The sequence below is a fragment of the Hymenobacter sp. GOD-10R genome, from assembly GCF_035609205.1.
Lineage (GTDB): Bacteria > Bacteroidota > Bacteroidia > Cytophagales > Hymenobacteraceae > Hymenobacter.
Genome location: NZ_CP141185.1, coordinates 38675 through 56301, shown reverse-complemented (window position 1 = coordinate 56301; position 17627 = coordinate 38675). Strand labels below are relative to the sequence as shown.

The window sequence follows — 17627 nt, the reverse complement described above, 5'->3', positions numbered from 1 at the left end:
GCAGGAGCCCGTTAAGTAGGCTCCTGCTCTTCGTTGAGTAAGTATACGCCACTAAATCAACGAGTCCAGACTGCGGCGGGCGTGGCTGGCTGGCCCTAGCCGCTGAAACTCGGTGGGGGTGAGGCCGGTCACCTGCCGGAACTGGCGCGAGAGGTGGGCCGGGCTGCTGTAGCCCAGCTGCTGCGCCACCTCGGCCATGGGCAGCTCGCCGTAGCCAATCAGCTCCTTGGCACGCTCCACCTTCTGGCGAATGATGAATTTCTCAATCGTGAGGCCTTCGGAAGCGGAGAACAAATGGGAAAGATAGTGGTAGTCCTTGCTCAGGTGCTCCACCAGATAATCCGAGTAGTTGAGCAGGCGCGGGCCGGGCGGCGGGTAATGAATCAGGGCCACCAGCAGGGTTTTGATGCGGTCCACCAGCTGGTCGCGGGGGTCTTCCAGCAGCTCAAACCCGGCCTCCTGCAGGCTGGCCCGAATGGCCGCCCAGTCGGGAGCCGCGCCGTCGGCCGTGCTCACGTCGGCCTCGCCCAAGGCTACCCGGTGCACCGTCAGGCCCAGCGCCGTCAGCTCCTCGCGCACCACCCGGATACACTGCGGGCACACCATGTTCTTAATCAGCAGCCGGTGCGAACCGGGCGGCGGCAGGACGTGGGCGATGCTGACGTCGGCTTTCATGGGGTGCGGCATTATTTCACCACTAAGCTACCCCGCAGCATGCCCATGCCGCAGGTGAAGGTAAAGGTGCCGGCTTCCTTCGGCAGCAGCTCCACCAGCGTGGTTTTAAAGGCCGGCAGGTCGCGGCGAACACTGAAATCGGGCATCAGCAGCTCTTCCGAGCAGCTGTTTTCCTCGTCGCGGTAGAAGCTCAGCTGCACGGGCTTGCCGCGCTCCACCTCAATCACGTCGGGCGAGTAGCCGCCCTTCACGGTAATGGCCACCTCCTGCACGCCGCTGGACGAGGAAACGGCATTGGCCGTCTGGCGGGCCGAGAAAAAGAAGTACCACAGCACAAACCCGGCGAGAGCCAGGCCGATGACAGTTACCATAATGGCGGTCGTATCCATAGCAGAGTGGAATTAATGATTGTCGAAGCTGCGCAGGCGCAGCGAGTTGGTCAGCACCGACACCGAGCTCAGGGCCATGGCCCCGGCCGCGAGCATGGGCGAGAGCAGAATGCCGAAGAAGGGGTAGAGCAGCCCGGCCGCCACGGGAATGCCCAGCGTGTTGTAGACGAAGGCAAAAAACAGGTTCTGCTTGATGGTGCGAATGGTCTGGCGGCTCAGCTCGATGGCCGTCACCACCCCGTTCAGGTCGGAGCGCATGAGCGTAATGCCGGCCGCTTCCATCGCCACGTCGGTACCCGAGCCGATGGCCAGGCCGATGTCGGCCTGGGCCAGCGCCGGCGCGTCGTTGATGCCGTCGCCGACCATGGCCACGGTGCGGCCCTCGGCCTGCAGCTCCTTCACCTTGCCGGCCTTATCGGCGGGCAGCACCTCGGCGAAGTAGCGCGTGATGCCCACCTGCCCGGCCACCTGGGCGGCCGTTTCGGCGTTGTCGCCCGTCATCATCACCACCTCAATGCCCAGGGCCTGCAGCTTTTTGATGGCGGCGGCCGAGGTGTCGCGCACGGTATCGGCCACGCCAACGAGGCCCACGGCCTGGCCAGCCACGGCGATGTAGAGCACGGTTTTGGCCTGGCTCAGCAGCTGCTCGGCCTGGGTTATCAGGGTGGGGGAGAGGCTCACGCTTTCGTCGGCCAGCAGTCGACGGTTGCCGATGAGCACGGCCTGGCCGCTCACGGTGGCGGCGGCCCCTTTGCCTTCCACGGCCCGGAAGCCGGTCGCCGTCAGGCTGGCCGCGCCCTGCGCCTCGGCGTGGCGCACCACGGCCTCGGCCAGTGGGTGCTCGCTCTGACGCTCCACGGCGGCCACCACTTGCAGCAGCTGACTGGCCTCCTGGCCGGGCAGCGTCCAGAAATCCGTTACGGCGGGCTCGCCCTTGGTGATGGTGCCGGTTTTGTCGAGCAGCACGGTGTTCACCTGGTAAGCCTTTTCCAGCGCCTCGGCGTTGCGAATCAGTACGCCGTGCTCGGCGCCCTTGCCGGTGCTGACCATGATAGCCGTAGGCGTGGCTAAACCCAGCGCGCACGGGCAGGCAATGATGAGCACGGCCACGAAGTTGACCAGCGCCAGCGGCAGGCGGGTGCCGGCCGGGGCCAAATCAAACCACAGCACGAACGTGAGAATGGCAATGACCACCACCGTGGGCACGAAAATGGAGCTGACCTTATCGGCCAGCCGCTGAATGGGGGCGCGGCTGCCTTGGGCGTCCTCCACCAGCTTCACAATCTGCGAGAGCATGGTGTCGGCGCCCACCTTGGTCACGCGGAAGCGGAAGGAGCCGGTTTTGTTGAGCGTGGCCCCGAACACCGCATCGCCCACCTGCTTTTGCACCGGTAGGCTTTCGCCCGTGAGCATGGCCTCGTCGAGCGCCGAACTGCCTTCGGTAATGAGGCCATCGGTGGCCACCTTCTCGCCGGGGCGCACCACCACGAGGTCGCCCAGCTGCACCTGCTCGATGGGCACGTCGACTTCCGCGCCATCGGGGCGCACCACGCGGGCCGTTTTGGCTTGCAGGCCGATGAGGCTGCGCATGGCGGCCGAGGTCTGGGTTTTGGCGCGTAGCTCCAGCACCTTGCCCAGCAGAATCAGGGCAATGATGGTTGCTGTCGTATCATAGTATACCTCGGGCATCAGGCCCCGGCTGGTGAAAAAGCCGGGCACCACGGTAGCCGCCAGGCTGTAGAGAAAGGCCGCACCGGTGCCCACGGCAATAAGCGTGTCCATGTTGGCGGCCCGGTGCTTGAAGCCGTTCCAGGCCGACACGTAGAACTCGCGCCCACTATAAAGCAGCACGGGCAGCGTGAGCAGCAGCAGGGCATAGTTGAGCCACTGCATATTGATGCGCGCCATCATGGCCGGCCAGAGCATGAGCATGCTCAACGGCATTATGAGGAGGGCTAGGCCCACGGCCACCCAGAAGCGGCGCTTGAGCTTGGCGTAGGCCACGGCCTTCTGGCGGTCGATTTCGGCGCTGCGTTCGGCGGCGCTGGTGTCGGGGGCGCGCTCCATCACGCCGTAGCCGGCGTTGATGACGGCTTCCTTGAGCGTGGCCGGGGAAGCTTCGGTGGGCACGTAGTCCACGGTGGCCTTCTCGGTGGCAAAGTTGACCATCGCCCGCTGCACGCCGGGCGTGCGGCTGAGCGACTTCTCGACGGCGGACGCGCACGAGGCGCAGGTCATGCCTTCTATGTCGAGGGTTTCGGTTTTAGTGGCAGGTTCCATAAAAAGCGGCGTAATGAGTGGTTTTTGAGCCATTTAGCCAGTTGGCGAAAGCCCATAATCACGCTACAAAGGAACGGCTGCTGAAGGGGGAAGTTGGTACTAAATACCGCCGCAGAATTGCATAATTTGACGGGTTGCCGGAGCCCTTTCTCGTAAGGGAAAGGGCTCCCGGCTGCCGTTATGAGGGGTTCTGGAAGAGGAAGCGCCCGTGCTGCTTTTCCAGATGGTCTTTCACAAACCACGGGATGCGGCGGATATTCTTCACATAATCCGGTGCCCCACCCGGCACCTGATAAGCACCTAGTTCGGTGGTGAAATTGGGCAGTACATTCATGAAGTGCTTGATGGCGGCTTCCTTTAGGCTATGCCGGTAGGGGTTGCCAAAAATTAGGTTGAAGCCCTCCCCGAGCGACCAGCTATTGGACACATCCTTTTCGAAAAACCGGCTGTGCTTATCGTACTGATTCGTGAGCACCACCAAATCAACGTTCTGGTATAAGGAGCGGTCCGTGAACGGCGTAGGCGTAAACAAACCCTCATGCTCCCACAGGTAGTTAAACCAGCGCTGCAGGTCTTCCGCATCGCCGCAGCCCACTACCAGCACATTGAGGTGCTGCTCATCAGTGGGCGCACCAAACTTCTCGTGAGCCGATTCGAGAAAGTCCTTTAAGCTGTTGTCCATGTTTTTGGCCGGCAAGTGCGGCTTGGTCGCCTCACCGCGTTTGGCCAGGCCTTCGTCCAGCGCCGCCGAAACGATGGCCATGGCCTCTTGCCCGCGGTCGGGCAGCCGGCCGGCGGTTTCGTACTTGAAGGCGTCCTGGCTATCCACCTTCTCCTTGGCCTTGAAATCGGAGCATTTCACTTCTACGTTGAACGTGAAGCCCGCGTCCTCAAACACGCAGTCCACGTCTTTATCGTTAGCAGGATTGATTTTGGCTTCCACGCGAAAATTGGTGGGGAACCGTTCGCCGAAGTACCGCGCCACCGTGGTTTCGACGGCGTATTGAATAAAGGTCTTCTCGTTAAAGGGCTGCTGCTTGAGCAGCATTTTCTCGGCGCACCAGAAGGCAAATTCCTTGGGCGTAAGCACCTGCTGCATTAAGGTGCCCGCTTGCAGAAAATCGGTGAAGTAGGGGTGGCCGGAGCTTTTGGCCCGTACCAGATAGTGGTTCGTGAGCGAGGATATTTCGTCCACGCGGTTGTTGAGTTCTTGCATGTGAGTTGTTAGAATTGAAAAGATTAGTGGTCGAGCAGGCGCAGGCTTGCACCGGTGTGCTCTTCCAATGATGAATACGAAACCCGATACTCTTTCTAGAAATTGGATTGAAGAAAGTTGTCTTCGCACTTCACTTTTATCAAACAGTTATAGCCCGCTTGCTTATAAAATCTCGCAGCCCACTTGCATAATTTTGCTCTTTGGCCGGAAACGACATGTATCCGATATGGAAGAAGATGGCGCTGAAGCGCTCAGTATCGCCGTTTTATCATCCTGCTGCCACTACGCTCTTACTACCCCCGGAACCCTTTGGCGGCATTGCTGGTAGTTAAGCAGTCTTACTCCTTCCCGGAGATAAGTCTAATTTTGCGGTTGCTTAGTGCCCGTTATGTTCCGTAGCCTGTTCCCCTTCCGCCGTTTGCTGGCGACGAGCTTCCTGCTCGTCTTCGTCAACGTGTTCGTGGGGCAGTGCTGGTGCGCTTCCGTGAATCCTGCCCAGATGGCTCCGCCAATGGCGGCCATGAGCCACCACCAGGCGGAAAAGCCTGCGCATCCGGGCTGCCACGGTCATGGCGCAATAGCCGAACACCATGGCAAGCACGACGGCCACCCGGGTAAGTCGACCCGCAACCACGACTGCTGCAAGGACAAATCGGCCTCGCTGCTTTCGTCGCTGACTTCGCCGGCGCAGAAGCAGCTGCTGGTGCCCGCTCCGGCGCTGCTGCCCGAAGCCATGGATTTCCACTTCCGGCCCGCCGCCGGCAAGTGGGACCGTACTTGCGCGGTCACGCTGGTGCCCAGAGAGCACCTGCCGCCTAAAATACCCGACATCCGTATTTTCATCCAGTCGCTGACTGTCTGATTCTTCCGACGCGCTAAGGCTCGCGCCGGCATAGCTATGCTATGTCCGGGGCGGGCCTTTTCGTTTGCTCGTTTGCGTGGCCCGGCCGCGCCCCCTTCCCCCAATTTCCTGGTTTTTCCTCCCGCGCAATGAAGAGTTGCTGTCAGGAGGCCGGTGCGCCGCCCCCGCGTGGGCCGGGCCGTCGCTGGCTGTCCTACCTGCTCTACGCCGGGCTGGCTGCCGCCCTGGGCTTCGTGCTCTGGCAGCAGTGGCAGGCGTAGGCCCCAACGGCCCTTTCCGGGGCCGGATTTCCCATCCCATACCCGTTTTCATGAACCGCTTTCTTGTTCCGCTGCTGGCCGCTGCCAGCGTTTTCACCGTTGCCAGCTGCTCCTCGGATTCTTCGAGCAGCAACGCCACCAACACCGTTACCACGCCCACCGGCACCGCGCCCGACAGCACGGCTGCCCACGCCGGGGGCCACACCTACGCCTGCCCCATGCACCCGGAGGTGACCAGCACCAAGCCCGGCGAGAAGTGCCCCAAGTGCGGCATGGAGCTGGTTCACAACGACCAGGTGAGCAACGGCAAGAGCTACCAGATGCAGTTCGAGCCCAAGCCCATGCAGTTGGTGGCCGGCCAGCCCGTTACGCTCACCTACACCCCGCAGGAAATCGGCAACGAGAAAGCGCCGGTGCCGCTGGCGGTGGTGCACGAGAAGAAAATCCACCTCATTATCGTCCGCAAGGACTTGTCGGTGTTCGACCACGAGCACCCCGAGTTCACGGCGGATGGCAACTACAAGGCCGCGTTCACTTTCCCCAAGGGCGGCGACTACGTGCTGTTTCAGGACTACACGCCCGATGGCAGCGGACATCAGCTCGGCCGCCAGGTGGTGAGCGTGCAGGGGCCCAAGTACACGCCCGTCAAGTTCCGCCAGGACCAGATGCAGTGGAGCAAGGATGGCTACCAGGCCACGCTGGCTTTTGACAAGGAGCTGAAAGTAGGCCAGCTGCTGGGCATGAAAATCACGCTGAGCAAAAACGGCCAGCCCGTGACCGACCTCGACAAGTACCTCGGGGCGCTGGGCCACGTCGTGGTCATCAGCGAAGACACCGAGCGCTACCTGCACGTGCACCCCAACGACCAGGCCGACAAGGGCCCTGTCATCGGCTTCAACACCAACTTCGAAAAGCCCGGCCTGTACCGCGTGTTCCTGCAGTTCAACCACGGCGGGCAGATTCACACCGGCGACTTCACCATCAACGTGAAGGCCTAATTCCGGACCCATCACCTCATTTTTTCACCGCTTACCCCAACCCAAACCCCATGAAAAAGTCCGCATTTCTCCTCGCCGCCCTCTGTTCGGGCACCCTGCTGCTGGGCAGCTGCAACTCCGATAAGTCGGCCGACACTACGACGACTGCCACTACTTCGGCCCCAGCCGACACCGCTGCGGCCGGCGACATGGCTGGCATGGACCACTCCAAAATGGCTGATGGCACCGCCGGCACCTCGCCCCTGATGGCGTCGATGAACGAGATGATGGCCAAGATGGACGCCATGAAGCCCAAGGGTAACACCGACCACGACTTTGCCCACATGATGATGGAGCACCACAAGGGCGCCATTGCCATGGCCGACATCGAGCTGCGCGACGGCAAGGACGCCACCATGCGCCAGATGGCCGAGAAAATCAAGGCCGACCAGCAGAAGGAAATCGGCGAGCTGGAGCCCATTGCCGAGCGTCTGGACTCGGCCCCGACCAACTACAAGCCCCAAGACCCGGCCGACCCCTTCACCGCCCAGATGAAGGCCTCGATGGACGGCATGATGAAAAATATGCCCGCGACGGTGGCCGACCCGGACATGAACTTCAACATGCTGATGACGGTGCATCACCAGAGCGCCGTGGACATGGCCAAAGCCGAGCTGGCCCACGGCAAAGACACCAAGCTCAAGGAGATGGCGCAAATGATGATTGACGCCCAGCAGAAGGAAATTCAGCAGTTCAAGGACTGGCACGCCAAGAATGCCGGCAAGATGCAGTCGGCCGGGGCGGCCTACGTGTGCCCGATGAATGACGGCGGCCAGAGCAATGCCCCCGGCAAATGCCCGAAGTGCGGCATGGACCTGGAGAAAAAAGCGTAGCCCATCCCTTTTGACCCCGCTGCTCTATCGCCCCATGAAAATGCTCCGCCCCTTCCTCGCCGCGCTGGCTTTACTGGCCGCCGCGCCCCTCGCCCACGCCCAGCACGCCGAAATGGCGGCGGGTGAAACCCACGCCCACGTCGCGCCCCACGGCGGCGTGGTGCGCTCGGCCAGCCCCTACCACCTGGAGCTGGTAGCCCAGCCCACCGAGCTGGCTTTCTACCTGCTAGGCACCAAGATGAGCGCCGTGCCCAACAAGGGCATGAGCGGCTCGGTGCTGGTGCAGCTGAGCACCAACGCCACCGTGACCGTGCCGCTGGCCCTGGCCGGCGATGACCACCTCACGGCCAAGCTGCCCGCCGGGGCCAAGGTGCGCACCGCCATCGTGACGCTGAACACGGCCGACGGCAAAGCCCTGACCGTGCGCTTCGATAAGCTGGACGAGGCCCACGGCCACAAGGCCTTGGGCGCGGCCTTTGCCTGCCCCATGCACCACGAAGTGACTGCCACCGAGCCGGGTAAATGCCCGAAGTGCGGCATGGCGCTGGTCAAAAAATCCTAGCTACGGGCGGTCCGCTTCCGGGCCGCCCTTTGTGTACCGCTCCCCTTCGCTGGCTGCTGCCGGCGGAGGGGTCAGCGGCCAAACTACTGCTTATGAATACTCTTCCCATTCGTCACCGCCGACCCGGGCTGGTGCTCTTGCTGCTACTGCTGGTGCTGCTGGCTGGTCCGGCGGGGGCGCAGCAGGTCGTGGTGCGCCTCGACAGTGCCGAGCAGCTGGCCCTGCGCCGGCACCCGCGCCTGCGCCAGTCGGCCGAGGAAATCGCGGAGCAGCGCGCCCTGAAGCGCGGCAGCTTTTCGCCCACCAACCCGGACTTTCTGTTCTCCGCCCCCACGGGCGAACGCTGGGCCCCGGGCGTAGTGCAAACCATCGACTTCCCCACCGTGTACCGCCGGCAGGCGCAGGCCGCGCAGGCCGGCATCACCCTGGCCGAGCGGGGCCTGGACGTGAACCGGGCCACCGTGCGGCGCGACGTGCGCCAGGCCTACCTGAGCCTGCAGTTTGCCGAGGCGCAGGTGCGGCAGCTCACCTACCAGGACAGCCTGTTTCGGGCGCTGCAAGTGGCCACCGACCGCCTCTTCAAGGCCGGTGAGGTGACCGCCCTGCAGCGCGTGAGCACCGAGGCCGAAGCCCGGCAGGTGCGCAACCAGCTCGACCAGGCCGTGGTGGACCAGCGCTCGGCGCAGCGCCGCCTGGGTTTGCTGCTCGGGCAGCCGGAAGCCAACCTCACCGCCGATACCGACCTGCGCCAGACCGGCCCCGAATTGGCCCGCGCCGGCGCGGAGCTGCTGGGCACGCTGCCCACCCAGGACAGCGCCGCCGTGGCCCTGAGCCCCACGCTGGCCTACTACGGCCAGAACGTGGCCCTGAGCCAGTCGGGCATCAGCCTGGTGCGGGCCCGGCGCACCCCGGCCCTCACGCTGGGCTATCAGAATCAGGCCTATGAGAACTCCGTGGTGAAGTACCGCTTCCAGTTCGGGGTGTCGGTGCCCATCTGGTTCTGGACCTACCGCTCGCAGCTGCAGGCGGCCACGGCGCGCAGTAAGGCCGCGCAGGCCCAGCTGCAGGTGCAGCGCCTCGACCTGGGCACCCAGTACCAGCAGGCCCTGGCCGACACGCGCAAGTTCGCCGCCTCGCTCACCTACTACGAACAGACCGGCCTGCCCCAGTCGCGGGCCATCATCAGCCAGTCGCAGCGCCTGTTCAAGGCCGGCGAAATCAGCTACCTGGTGCTGATTCAGAGCCTGAACCAGGCCTTTACCATTCAGAATACCTACCTGACCACCATCCGCGACTACCGTCAGGCCATCGTTGCACTTAACTACCTGCGGGGACAATAATGAAGAATCTCCTCCTGCTCTTGCTGGCCCTGCTGCTGGCCACCGGGGCCCGCGCCCATGGCGGCGAAGACCACGGCGACGCGGCCAAGCCCTCGGCCGGGCCGGTGGCCACCACCTTCTCGGTGGCCGCGCTGTCCGAAAGCTTCGAGCTGCTGCTGCGCTTCGAGCCGCTGAAAAAGGGCGAAGACGCCGACATGCGGCTGTTTGTGTCGGACTACGCCACCAACGCCCCCATCAAGGGGGCCAGGCTGACGGTGACCTGCCCGGAAGCGGCTGATTTGAAGTTCACGGTCAGCGAAAAGTCGCCGGGGGCCTACCTGGTCGAGGGCACGTTTCCGGCCAACAAGAAATACAGCCTGGCCGTGAACATCGTGGCCGGCGACAAGGCCGACTTGATGCTGCTCTCCGGCATCGAAGTTGGCAAGCTGCTGCCCGTGGCGGCGGCACCGGCCCCGGCGGCGGCTCCCCTCATCGGCTCCTGGAAAACGGTGCTGCTGCTCTTTGGAGCCTTCGCGCTGGGCATTGCCGCCACCGCCCTGGTTATGCGCCGCCGTCGACCGGCCGCTGCCGTCCCCACCCCAACGCCCGCTGTTTATGAAAACCACGCATAAGTTTCTCGCCGCCACAGCCGCCCTCGGCCTGGCCTTTTCCGTGCTGCTGCCCCCGCCCGCTGCCTTGCTGGCGCATCCCGGGCACGACGAAGCAGCGAAGCCCAGCTCCGGGCCGGCCCTGACCGACGCCGTGGCGTTGCCCAAGGAAAGCCAGTTTCTGTTCGGGGTGCGCACGGCCCTGGCCGGCTATTCCGACACCTATAACCGGCTGACGCTCTACGGCACCGTGGCCTCGGCCGCCGGGGGCGAAGGGCGGGTGGTGGTACCCCAGACCGGGCGCATCGTGCGCCTGTCGGCCAAAGTGGGCCAGCCGGTGCGCGCCGGGCAGGTGCTGGCCGTCATCGACCAGACCCTGGATGCCACCCAGCAAATCGGCCTCAGCACGGAGCGGGCCAACGCCCAGGCCGAGCTGCGGGCCGCCCAGCAGGACTACGCCCGCCTGCAAACCATCGCCGACATCGCGGCCCGCAAGGATGTGGTGGCCGCCGAGCTGCGCCTGCGCCAGGCCCGCCAGAACGCGGGCATTCTCAACGGGCAGGCCAGCAACCGCCGCGTCACGATTACCTCGCCCATCAGCGGCACGGTGGACGTATTTACCCTGGCCGTGGGCCAGCAGGTGACGCAGGGCGACGAGCTATTCCGGGTGCTCAACCCCGGCAAGCTGCGGGTGGAAGCGCAGGTGTTTGCGCAGGATTTGGATAAGATTCCCGCCGGGGCCCAGTTTCAGGTGGAAGGCCTGCAGGGGCAAACCGGCAGCGCCCCGGCCCGGCTGGTGGTGTTCAGTAACGTGGTGAACCCGGTGAACCAGGCCCGCCAGCTGATTCTGGAGCTGGACAACAGCGGCAGCAACCTGTTCCGGGCCGGCCAGGCCGTGAATGTGCAGGTGCTGGGCCGCAGCGGCGGCGGCAAAAAGCAGCTGGTGGTGCCCACTTCGGCGCTTACGGACCTCAATGGCAAGCCGGTGGTCTTCGTGCACACCGACCCGGAAACCTTCAAAATCCACTACGTGCAGCCCGGCGCCGCCAACGGCGCGCAAACGGTGCTGCTGGCCGGCGACGTGAACGAAAACGACCGGGTGGTGAGCGTGGGCACCTACCAGCTCAAATCCATCTACCTGAACCAATAGCGGATGCTCGATAAAATCATTCGGTTTGCCCTGCAAAACCGCCTGCTCATGCTGGCCCTGGCCGCGGGCCTGCTCATTGCCGGCACCTACACGGCGCGCCAGCTGCCCGTGGACGTGCTGCCCGACCTGGACCGCCCCCGCGTAACCGTATTCCTGGAAGCCGCCGGCATGGCCCCCGAGGAAGTGGAGGCCCTGGTGACGCTGCCCGTGGAAACGGCCCTGAACGGGGCTACCGGCGTGGCGGCCGTGCGCTCCAACTCGGCCATTGGCCTGGGCATGGTGTTCGTGGAGTTCGACTACGGCACCGACATTTTCACCGCCCGCCAAATTGTGGCCGAGAAGCTGCAAACCGTGAGCGGGCAGCTGCCCACCGGCATCACGCCGGTGCTGGGGCCGATTTCATCGGTAATGGGCCAGATTATGCTCGTGGGCCTCTCGGGTGGGCAGCAGACCAACGCGGCCGACCTGCGCACGCTGGCCAACTACACCGTGCGCCAGCGCCTGCTCAGCATTCCCGGCGTGGCCCAGGTCATTCCCATCGGCGGCGACAACCTGCAGTACCAGGTGCTGCTGGATATGCCCCGCCTGAACGCCACGGGCCTGACCGTGACGCAGGTCGAAGAAGCCCTGCGCCGCTCCAACCTCAACACCACCGGCAACTTCTTTGACCGCAACGGCTCGGAGGTGCTGATTCGCAACCTGGGCCGGCTCCGCTCGGTGGCCGACATCGAAAACATCATCGTGGGCTACCGGCAGGGCTCACCCATCAGCGTCAAGCAGGTGGCCAACGTGGCCTTCGGAGCCCGCTTTAAGCGCGGCGACGGCAGCGTGAACGGCAAGCCCGCCGTCATTCTGAGCATCGAAAAGCAGCCGGGCACCGCCACCGTGGGCCTGACCCAGGCCGTGGAACAGGCCCTGGTTGAGCTGAAGCCCTCGCTGCCGAAGGACGTGCGGGTGAACACGCGCCTGTTCAAGCAGGCCGATTTTATCGAGTCGTCAATTACCAACGTCGAGGAAGCCCTGCGCGACGGGGCCATTCTGGTGGTCATCGTGCTGTTTGCCTTTTTGCTGAACGTGCGCACCACCTTCATTTCGCTGGTGGCCATTCCTTTATCGTTGCTGGTGACCGCCCTGGTGTTCCGCGTGGCCGGCATCAGTATAAATACGATGACCTTGGGCGGGCTGGCCATCGCCATCGGCGAGCTGGTCGATGACGCCATCGTGGACGTGGAAAACGTGTTCCGCCGGCTGCGCGAAAACCAGCACCTGCCCCAGCCCAAACCGGCCCTGCAGGTGATTTACGCCGCCTCCTCGGAGGTGCGCAACTCCATCGTGTACGCCACCATCATCGTGGTGCTGGTGTTCCTGCCGCTGTTCGCGCTCGAAGGCATGGAGGGACGCATTTTCGCGCCGCTGGGAATTGCTTACATCACCAGCATCGTGGCGTCGCTGTTCGTGTCGCTCACCATCACGCCGGTGCTCTGCTACTACCTGCTGCCTAAGATGAAGCAGATTCGGGCGGCCGAGCAGGAGGGGGGCCTAGTGCGCTGGCTCAAGCGCAAGGACACCGGCCTGCTGGACTGGGGCCTGGCCCACCCGAAAATGGTGCTCACGGTCACCGGGCTACTGTTCGCGCTGGCCGCCTCGCTGGTGCCCTTCTTCGGCACCGAGTTCCTGCCGCCCTTCAACGAGGGCTCGCTCACGGTCAACTTCTCGGCCCCGGCCGGCACCTCGCTCACCGAGTCCAATAAGCTGGGCACGCTGGGGGAAGAGCAGATTTTGCAGCTGCCGGAAGTGGCTTACACCGCCCGCCGCACCGGCCGCGCCGAGCTGGACGAGCACGCCGAGTCGGTCAACAACTCGGAAATCGAAGTCGCCTTCAAAACGCCCGAGGAGCTGAAACAAGCGGGAAAAACAATGCGCAGCCGGGAGGAAATCCTGGCCGACCTGCGCCAGCGGCTGGGTCTGATTACCGGCGTGAACGTCAACATCGGCCAGCCCATCAGCCACCGCCTCGACCACCTGCTGAGCGGGGTGCGGGCGCAGGTCGCCATTAAGGTATTTGGCAACGACCTGCTGGAGCTGCGCCGCTATGCCAACGAAATCCGCACGGCGGCCGGCTCCGTGCCGGGCGTGGTCGACCTGCAGGTGGAAAAGCAGGTGCAGATTCCGCAGCTGCTGGTGCGCCCCCGCGACGCCGCCCTGCGGGCCTACGGCCTGGAGCGCGGCCAGGTGGTGGCCACGCTCGAAACCCTGTTTCAGGGCGACGTGGTGTCGCAGATGCTCGACGGGCAAAAGCGCTTCGACCTCATCGTGAAGCTGCCCGAGGCCCAGCGCAACGACATCGCCACCATCGCCCAGACCCGCATCGAAACGCCCTCGGGGGCCTTGATTCCGGTGAGCCAGGTGGCCGACGTGAGCTACGAGCCCGGCCCCAACACCGTGAACCACGAAAACACCCAGCGCCGCATCACCGTCTCGATGAACGTGGCCGGGCGCGACCTGGGCTCCACCGTCAAGGAGGTGCAGGCCCGCATCAACCAGCAGGTAAAGCTGCCGGCGGGCTACTACCTGACCTACGGCGGGCAGTTCGAAAGCCAGCAGTCGGCTTCGCAGAAGATTCTCTGGCTGAGCCTGTTCTCGCTGGCCGGCATCTTCCTGGTGCTGTACTCGCACTTCAAGTCGGGGCTGATGGTGGGGCAGATTATGCTCAACATCCCGCTGGCCCTCATCGGCTCGGTGGTGGCGGTGCTGCTCACGGGCGGCACCTTCAGCATTGCCTCGCTGGTGGGCTTCATCACGCTCACCGGCATTGCCTCGCGCAACGGCATCATGATGATTTCGCACTACATCCACCTCGTGGAGCATGAGGGCGAGCAGTTCGGCAAGGAGATGATTATCCGGGGCTCGCTCGAACGCCTGGTGCCGGTGCTGATGACGGCCCTGGTGGCCGCGCTGGCCCTGGTGCCGCTCACGCTGGCCAAGGACGCGCCGGGCAAGGAAATCCTCTACCCGGTGGCCACCGTCATCCTCGGCGGCCTGCTCTCTTCCACCTTCCTCGACATCATGGTGACGCCAGTCGTGTTCTGGCTTTTCGGCGAAAAGGCCCTGGCCCAGTACCAGCGCGGCCACCACGAAGTCAGCCTTGATGCCCACCCGCAGGAGCTGGATGCTCAGCCCCTTACCCCGCCCGCCGACCTGAACCCGGTGCAGCCGGCCGTCTAAGCTTCTGGTCATGTCCCTGCCTCCATCCCTTACGCCCGACGATGCCGGCTGTGTGCTTTACATCAAGCACATGGTCTGCTCGCGCGGTATTCGGATAGTACGGCGGGAGTTGGAAAGCCTGGGGCTGCGGGTGCTAGACGTGCGGCTGGGCGCGGCGACGGTCGTCAGCCTGGATGGGCAGCTGGACTGGGCGCGTATTCGCCTGGCACTGGCCGCGGCCGGCTTTGCGCTGCTGGAAAGCCCCACGCAGGCACTGGTTGACCGGGTGAAGCTGGCCGTGGCCGGGCTGCTGCGGCGGGCCGTCACACTGCGGCACCGCGAATTAATTCCCACCCTGGCCCGGGAAATGGGCTTGGATAGCCGCCGCCTGCACGCGGCCTTCGCCCAGCTGCCCGGCCACGAAAGCCTCATTAGCTACATCACCAGCCAGCGGCTGGCCTACGCCCAGGAGCTGCTGGCGACCTCCCGGCTCGACATCGGGCGCATTGCCCGACAGTTGGGCTACGGCAGCCTGGCGCACTTTTCGGGTCAGTTCCGGCGGTTCGCGCAGTGCTCGCCCTCGGCTTATCGGCAGCAGGTGGCTTTGGTACAGAGCATTGATTAACAACATCATTGCCGGTTGTTGAAGACAAATAAGATGAGTTAGAAACTTACCAGGCTTCGCCCCACGTTTTGCTTCTCTTTTATCTTTCACAACACCACGTCCTCTTCATGGCCAGAATTACCAAAACATTGCAACTACCCATGCCGGCTGATGCAGTAAATCAACAACGTGCCAAACAGTTCTTTGGGGCATATACTTGTCAAATGATGGTTGGTCCTTCGGATACGCCATTTTATCTGGGGACGCCCACGCCTCGGGTTTGCCGGTTTTGTGGCAGAACAGAACCAGAGGTGTCGTTCCGAAAGGATGCGCACGTAATGCCCGACTTTATGGGCAACCGCAACATTCTTTCTTACTTCGAGTGCGACACGTGCAACGCGTTGTTTGCGAAGTACGAAGACTCGTTCGCCAACTACTTGGGCGTGGCCCGAACCTTTAACCAGATTAAAGGCAAGAACAAGAAAGTCCCCAAATTCAAGGACAACAAAACCGGGCTAGAGGTGTCCATGGGCGCGGAAGGTCTGAATATCAAGACGATTCAGGGCCAGGACCCGCTCATTATTGATGCGACTACAAACTCGGCGCAGCTGGTAACTACTCGCCCCAGCTACATTCCGATTCACCTAGTTAAGCTGTTGCTGAAAATGGCCCTTTGCTTACTTGATGAGCAGGAAGTGGCCGATTATGCATGGGCCAAACGGTTCGTTACCTCGGAGGAGCATGATGAAGCAGCTCAGGGCATGGGCTTGCTGAGCGTGATGATGCACTCCATTCCCGGTCCGCCGGTATTTCCGGCACCCTTCGCTCAGCTCTTTACCCGTAACGGAACATCACCAGCCGACATCCCGGAAAAGGTGTTTGTGCTCTACTATGCTAACTACTATTTTCAGTTGGCATTGCCCTTTAGCCGAGTAGATAAGGTTCGATTCCTGGCGATTACGCCTCCTTTGAAGACTATTGACATACCCGTTTTCCCCCTCTTGATTGGGGAAACGTGGCTGGCAGACTACGGCCCCGCCTCGTTTAAAAGGGTTGATTTTACTTCCAATCAGAAGCGTGTAGGAGAAGAGCATCGGTTCTCCCTATCCTTCGAGAAAATGGTGGAACTACCGCTTGACCCGGCAACGCCAAATGATGCAAGTCAAGGAGCAATTGATGTAAAACCAGGCTAAGCACGGCGGGTATAAGCAGGGGTAACTCAGGCGTAACGCCGTTCACTCCTAATTCCATTACCCATGCACGCTCAAAACCAATCCCTCCTCGACGCCCTCAACGCCTGCATCGCCGCCTGCGAGCACTGCGCCACCGCCTGCCTGCAGGAAGAAGATGTGAAAATGATGGCCCGCTGTATTAGCCTCGACCGCGACTGCGCCGATATCTGCGCCCTGACGGCCCGCCTGATTGCCCGCGGCTCGGAGCACGGCCCGCATTTGCTGCGCGAATGCGCCGAAGTGTGCAAAGCCTGCGGCGACGAGTGCGAAAAGCACGGTTCCCACATGCAGCACTGCAAGGAGTGCGCCGAGGCCTGCCGCCGCTGCGAGGCAGCCTGCCGCGCGGGGATGAAAGTAGCTGCCTAAACCTGCTCTTCTGCTGACGGCCGGGTGACGGGAAATCATGCAAGTCCCCTGCGCAATTCTATACCCCTGGCGTGCCACTCTGGCCGCAGCTTTGCGTGTTGTATTGGCACGAACCCGGTGCGGGTTCCTTAACTCAACTCGTCATGAAAACCCTGCAATTCAAAACCAACATCAACTGCGGTGGCTGCATCAAAGCCGTCACGCCCGCCCTCAACCAGCAAGCCGGAGCCGGCAACTGGCAGGTCGACACGGCCAACCCCGATAAGATTCTGACCGTCAACTCCGACCAGCTCACTTCAGAACAAGTCGTGCAGGCCGTGGAAAATGCCGGCTTTAAAATTCAAGCGGCCTAATCCTTCGCTAAACCAAAAACGCCCGGCTGAGCCGGGCGTTTTTGGTTTAATGGGGTTCCACCTGCTGAATTCCCTCGATTTCGCAACAAGCACCGCCGGGTCGGCTAACATGACAAAGCTCACGCATTAGCCCCACGCTTGTCATGGCACCCCATCCAGCCCCGGCGGACCTTTGACACGGCTGGTTCCGCGTCTCGCATCCACTGCTCGTGAACGAGCAGCTCGTGGTGCGGCCAGTTACGCACCCGTTCTCCCATAACAATCATTTCCCCCTCCCATGAAAAAGCTCCCCTATCTGCTGGCCACCCTTCTGTTCGCCGGCCTGGCCAGTGTTTCCTTCGCCCAGACGGCCCCGAAGACCGCCCACGCGCATTCCGCCACCAAGTCGTCGCATCAGGACTGTTGTATGATGAAGGACGGCAAGATGACCATGATGAAAGGCGGCAAGATGATGCCGATGACCGCCGACATGACCATGGCCGATGGCACCGTGTGCATGACCGATGGCACCTGCAAAATGAAGGATGGCACCACCATGAAAATGAAGGACGGCCAGTGCATGATGATGAGCGGCAAGATGAAAATGCCCGCTGGCGCGAAAGGCCACCACAAAATGGACGGCATGAAAATGTAGTCGGCCGGTCCGGTCTCGGCGGTCGCGGCTAACCGCCGCGAGC

General features: G+C 62.9%; 17 protein-coding genes. 13 read left to right on the top strand and 4 right to left on the bottom strand.

What is annotated here, in order from left to right:
• Positions 1 to 51: 51 nt before the first annotated feature.
• The 4 genes from SD425_RS26835 to SD425_RS26820 form a co-directional block, all read right to left on the bottom strand.
• Entirely contained in the window at positions 52 to 687 is a 636-nt protein-coding gene (locus SD425_RS26835; RefSeq protein WP_324679909.1) for an AraC family transcriptional regulator, read from the bottom strand.
• Entirely contained in the window at positions 687 to 1064 is a 378-nt protein-coding gene (locus SD425_RS26830; protein WP_324679907.1) for a cupredoxin domain-containing protein, read from the bottom strand. The genes SD425_RS26835 and SD425_RS26830 overlap by 1 nt, the downstream gene beginning before the upstream one ends.
• Positions 1065 to 1076: 12 nt before the next feature.
• Positions 1077 to 3344 carry a heavy metal translocating P-type ATPase gene (locus tag SD425_RS26825; RefSeq protein ID WP_324679905.1) on the bottom strand — a complete coding sequence of 756 codons (2268 nt, stop codon included), beginning with the start codon at positions 3342 to 3344 and terminating at the stop codon, positions 1077 to 1079.
• A 178-nt stretch (positions 3345 to 3522) separates the two neighbouring features.
• Entirely contained in the window at positions 3523 to 4560 is a 1038-nt protein-coding gene (locus SD425_RS26820; RefSeq protein ID WP_324679903.1) for a hypothetical protein, read from the bottom strand.
• 388 nt (positions 4561 to 4948) lie between these two features.
• On the opposite strand from SD425_RS26820, the gene SD425_RS26815 reads away from it, so the two are divergent.
• The 13 genes from SD425_RS26815 (at position 4949) to SD425_RS26755 (ending at position 17584) form a co-directional block, all read left to right on the top strand.
• Entirely contained in the window at positions 4949 to 5422 is a 474-nt protein-coding gene (locus SD425_RS26815; RefSeq protein ID WP_324679901.1) for a hypothetical protein, read from the top strand.
• 310 nt (positions 5423 to 5732) lie between these two features.
• Positions 5733 to 6680: a heavy metal-binding domain-containing protein gene (locus tag SD425_RS26810; RefSeq protein WP_324679899.1), complete on the top strand. Its 948-nt coding sequence runs from the start codon at positions 5733 to 5735 to the stop codon at positions 6678 to 6680.
• A 50-nt stretch (positions 6681 to 6730) separates the two neighbouring features.
• Positions 6731 to 7552 (top strand): DUF305 domain-containing protein, encoded by an 822-nt coding sequence (locus SD425_RS26805; RefSeq protein WP_324679897.1) that lies wholly within the window; start codon positions 6731 to 6733, stop codon positions 7550 to 7552.
• Positions 7553 to 7586: 34 nt separating this feature from the next.
• Positions 7587 to 8114 (top strand): heavy metal-binding domain-containing protein, encoded by a 528-nt coding sequence (locus SD425_RS26800; RefSeq protein ID WP_324679895.1) that lies wholly within the window; start codon positions 7587 to 7589, stop codon positions 8112 to 8114.
• A 92-nt stretch (positions 8115 to 8206) separates the two neighbouring features.
• Positions 8207 to 9454, top strand: a complete 1248-nt coding sequence (locus tag SD425_RS26795) for a TolC family protein (RefSeq protein WP_324679893.1) — start codon at positions 8207 to 8209, stop codon at positions 9452 to 9454.
• Entirely contained in the window at positions 9454 to 10065 is a 612-nt protein-coding gene (locus tag SD425_RS26790) for a hypothetical protein (protein WP_324679892.1), read from the top strand. The genes SD425_RS26795 and SD425_RS26790 overlap by 1 nt, the downstream gene beginning before the upstream one ends.
• The gene (locus SD425_RS26785) at positions 10049 to 11191 is read left to right on the top strand and encodes an efflux RND transporter periplasmic adaptor subunit (protein ID WP_324679891.1); all 1143 of its coding nucleotides are present in this window, start codon (positions 10049 to 10051) and stop codon (positions 11189 to 11191) included. Before SD425_RS26790 ends, SD425_RS26785 begins: the two co-directional genes overlap by 17 nt.
• A 3-nt stretch (positions 11192 to 11194) precedes the next feature.
• Positions 11195 to 14416, top strand: coding sequence for an efflux RND transporter permease subunit (locus SD425_RS26780; RefSeq protein ID WP_324679890.1), 3222 nt, complete (start codon positions 11195 to 11197; stop codon positions 14414 to 14416).
• 10 nt (positions 14417 to 14426) lie between these two features.
• The gene (locus tag SD425_RS26775; RefSeq protein ID WP_324679889.1) at positions 14427 to 15020 is read left to right on the top strand and encodes a helix-turn-helix transcriptional regulator; all 594 of its coding nucleotides are present in this window, start codon (positions 14427 to 14429) and stop codon (positions 15018 to 15020) included.
• Positions 15021 to 15127: 107 nt separating this feature from the next.
• Entirely contained in the window at positions 15128 to 16192 is a 1065-nt protein-coding gene (locus tag SD425_RS26770) for an HNH endonuclease (RefSeq protein ID WP_324679888.1), read from the top strand.
• A gap of 63 nt (positions 16193 to 16255) precedes the next feature.
• A complete protein-coding gene (locus tag SD425_RS26765) occupies positions 16256 to 16597 on the top strand; it encodes a four-helix bundle copper-binding protein (protein WP_324679887.1) in 342 nt (113 codons plus the stop codon).
• A gap of 143 nt (positions 16598 to 16740) precedes the next feature.
• Complete coding sequence (locus SD425_RS26760) at positions 16741 to 16950, top strand: heavy-metal-associated domain-containing protein (RefSeq protein ID WP_324679886.1); 210 nt, start codon at positions 16741 to 16743, stop codon at positions 16948 to 16950.
• Between the two features lie 277 nt (positions 16951 to 17227).
• Positions 17228 to 17584, top strand: a complete 357-nt coding sequence (locus tag SD425_RS26755) for a DUF6799 domain-containing protein (RefSeq protein ID WP_324679885.1) — start codon at positions 17228 to 17230, stop codon at positions 17582 to 17584.
• Positions 17585 to 17627: the final 43 nt, after the last annotated feature.

What these genes read in the sequence shown, in the direction of transcription:
- SD425_RS26800 (WP_324679895.1), top strand. Translation starts at nt 7,587, where the DNA reads ATGAAAATGCTCCGCCCCTTCCTCGCCGCGCTGGCTTTACTGGCCGCC.
- SD425_RS26785 (WP_324679891.1), top strand. Translation starts at nt 10,049, where the DNA reads ATGAAAACCACGCATAAGTTTCTCGCCGCCACAGCCGCCCTCGGCCTG.
- SD425_RS26760 (WP_324679886.1), top strand. Translation starts at nt 16,741, where the DNA reads ATGAAAACCCTGCAATTCAAAACCAACATCAACTGCGGTGGCTGCATC.
- SD425_RS26805 (WP_324679897.1), top strand. Translation starts at nt 6,731, where the DNA reads ATGAAAAAGTCCGCATTTCTCCTCGCCGCCCTCTGTTCGGGCACCCTG.
- SD425_RS26825 (WP_324679905.1), bottom strand. Translation starts at nt 3,344, where the DNA reads ATGGAACCTGCCACTAAAACCGAAACCCTCGACATAGAAGGCATGACC.
- SD425_RS26780 (WP_324679890.1), top strand. Translation starts at nt 11,195, where the DNA reads ATGCTCGATAAAATCATTCGGTTTGCCCTGCAAAACCGCCTGCTCATG.
- SD425_RS26790 (WP_324679892.1), top strand. Translation starts at nt 9,454, where the DNA reads ATGAAGAATCTCCTCCTGCTCTTGCTGGCCCTGCTGCTGGCCACCGGG.
- SD425_RS26795 (WP_324679893.1), top strand. Translation starts at nt 8,207, where the DNA reads ATGAATACTCTTCCCATTCGTCACCGCCGACCCGGGCTGGTGCTCTTG.
- SD425_RS26830 (WP_324679907.1), bottom strand. Translation starts at nt 1,064, where the DNA reads ATGGATACGACCGCCATTATGGTAACTGTCATCGGCCTGGCTCTCGCC.
- SD425_RS26815 (WP_324679901.1), top strand. Translation starts at nt 4,949, where the DNA reads ATGTTCCGTAGCCTGTTCCCCTTCCGCCGTTTGCTGGCGACGAGCTTC.
- SD425_RS26770 (WP_324679888.1), top strand. Translation starts at nt 15,128, where the DNA reads ATGGCCAGAATTACCAAAACATTGCAACTACCCATGCCGGCTGATGCA.
- SD425_RS26820 (WP_324679903.1), bottom strand. Translation starts at nt 4,560, where the DNA reads ATGCAAGAACTCAACAACCGCGTGGACGAAATATCCTCGCTCACGAAC.
- SD425_RS26810 (WP_324679899.1), top strand. Translation starts at nt 5,733, where the DNA reads ATGAACCGCTTTCTTGTTCCGCTGCTGGCCGCTGCCAGCGTTTTCACC.
- SD425_RS26775 (WP_324679889.1), top strand. Translation starts at nt 14,427, where the DNA reads ATGTCCCTGCCTCCATCCCTTACGCCCGACGATGCCGGCTGTGTGCTT.
- SD425_RS26835 (WP_324679909.1), bottom strand. Translation starts at nt 687, where the DNA reads ATGCCGCACCCCATGAAAGCCGACGTCAGCATCGCCCACGTCCTGCCG.
- SD425_RS26765 (WP_324679887.1), top strand. Translation starts at nt 16,256, where the DNA reads ATGCACGCTCAAAACCAATCCCTCCTCGACGCCCTCAACGCCTGCATC.
- SD425_RS26755 (WP_324679885.1), top strand. Translation starts at nt 17,228, where the DNA reads ATGAAAAAGCTCCCCTATCTGCTGGCCACCCTTCTGTTCGCCGGCCTG.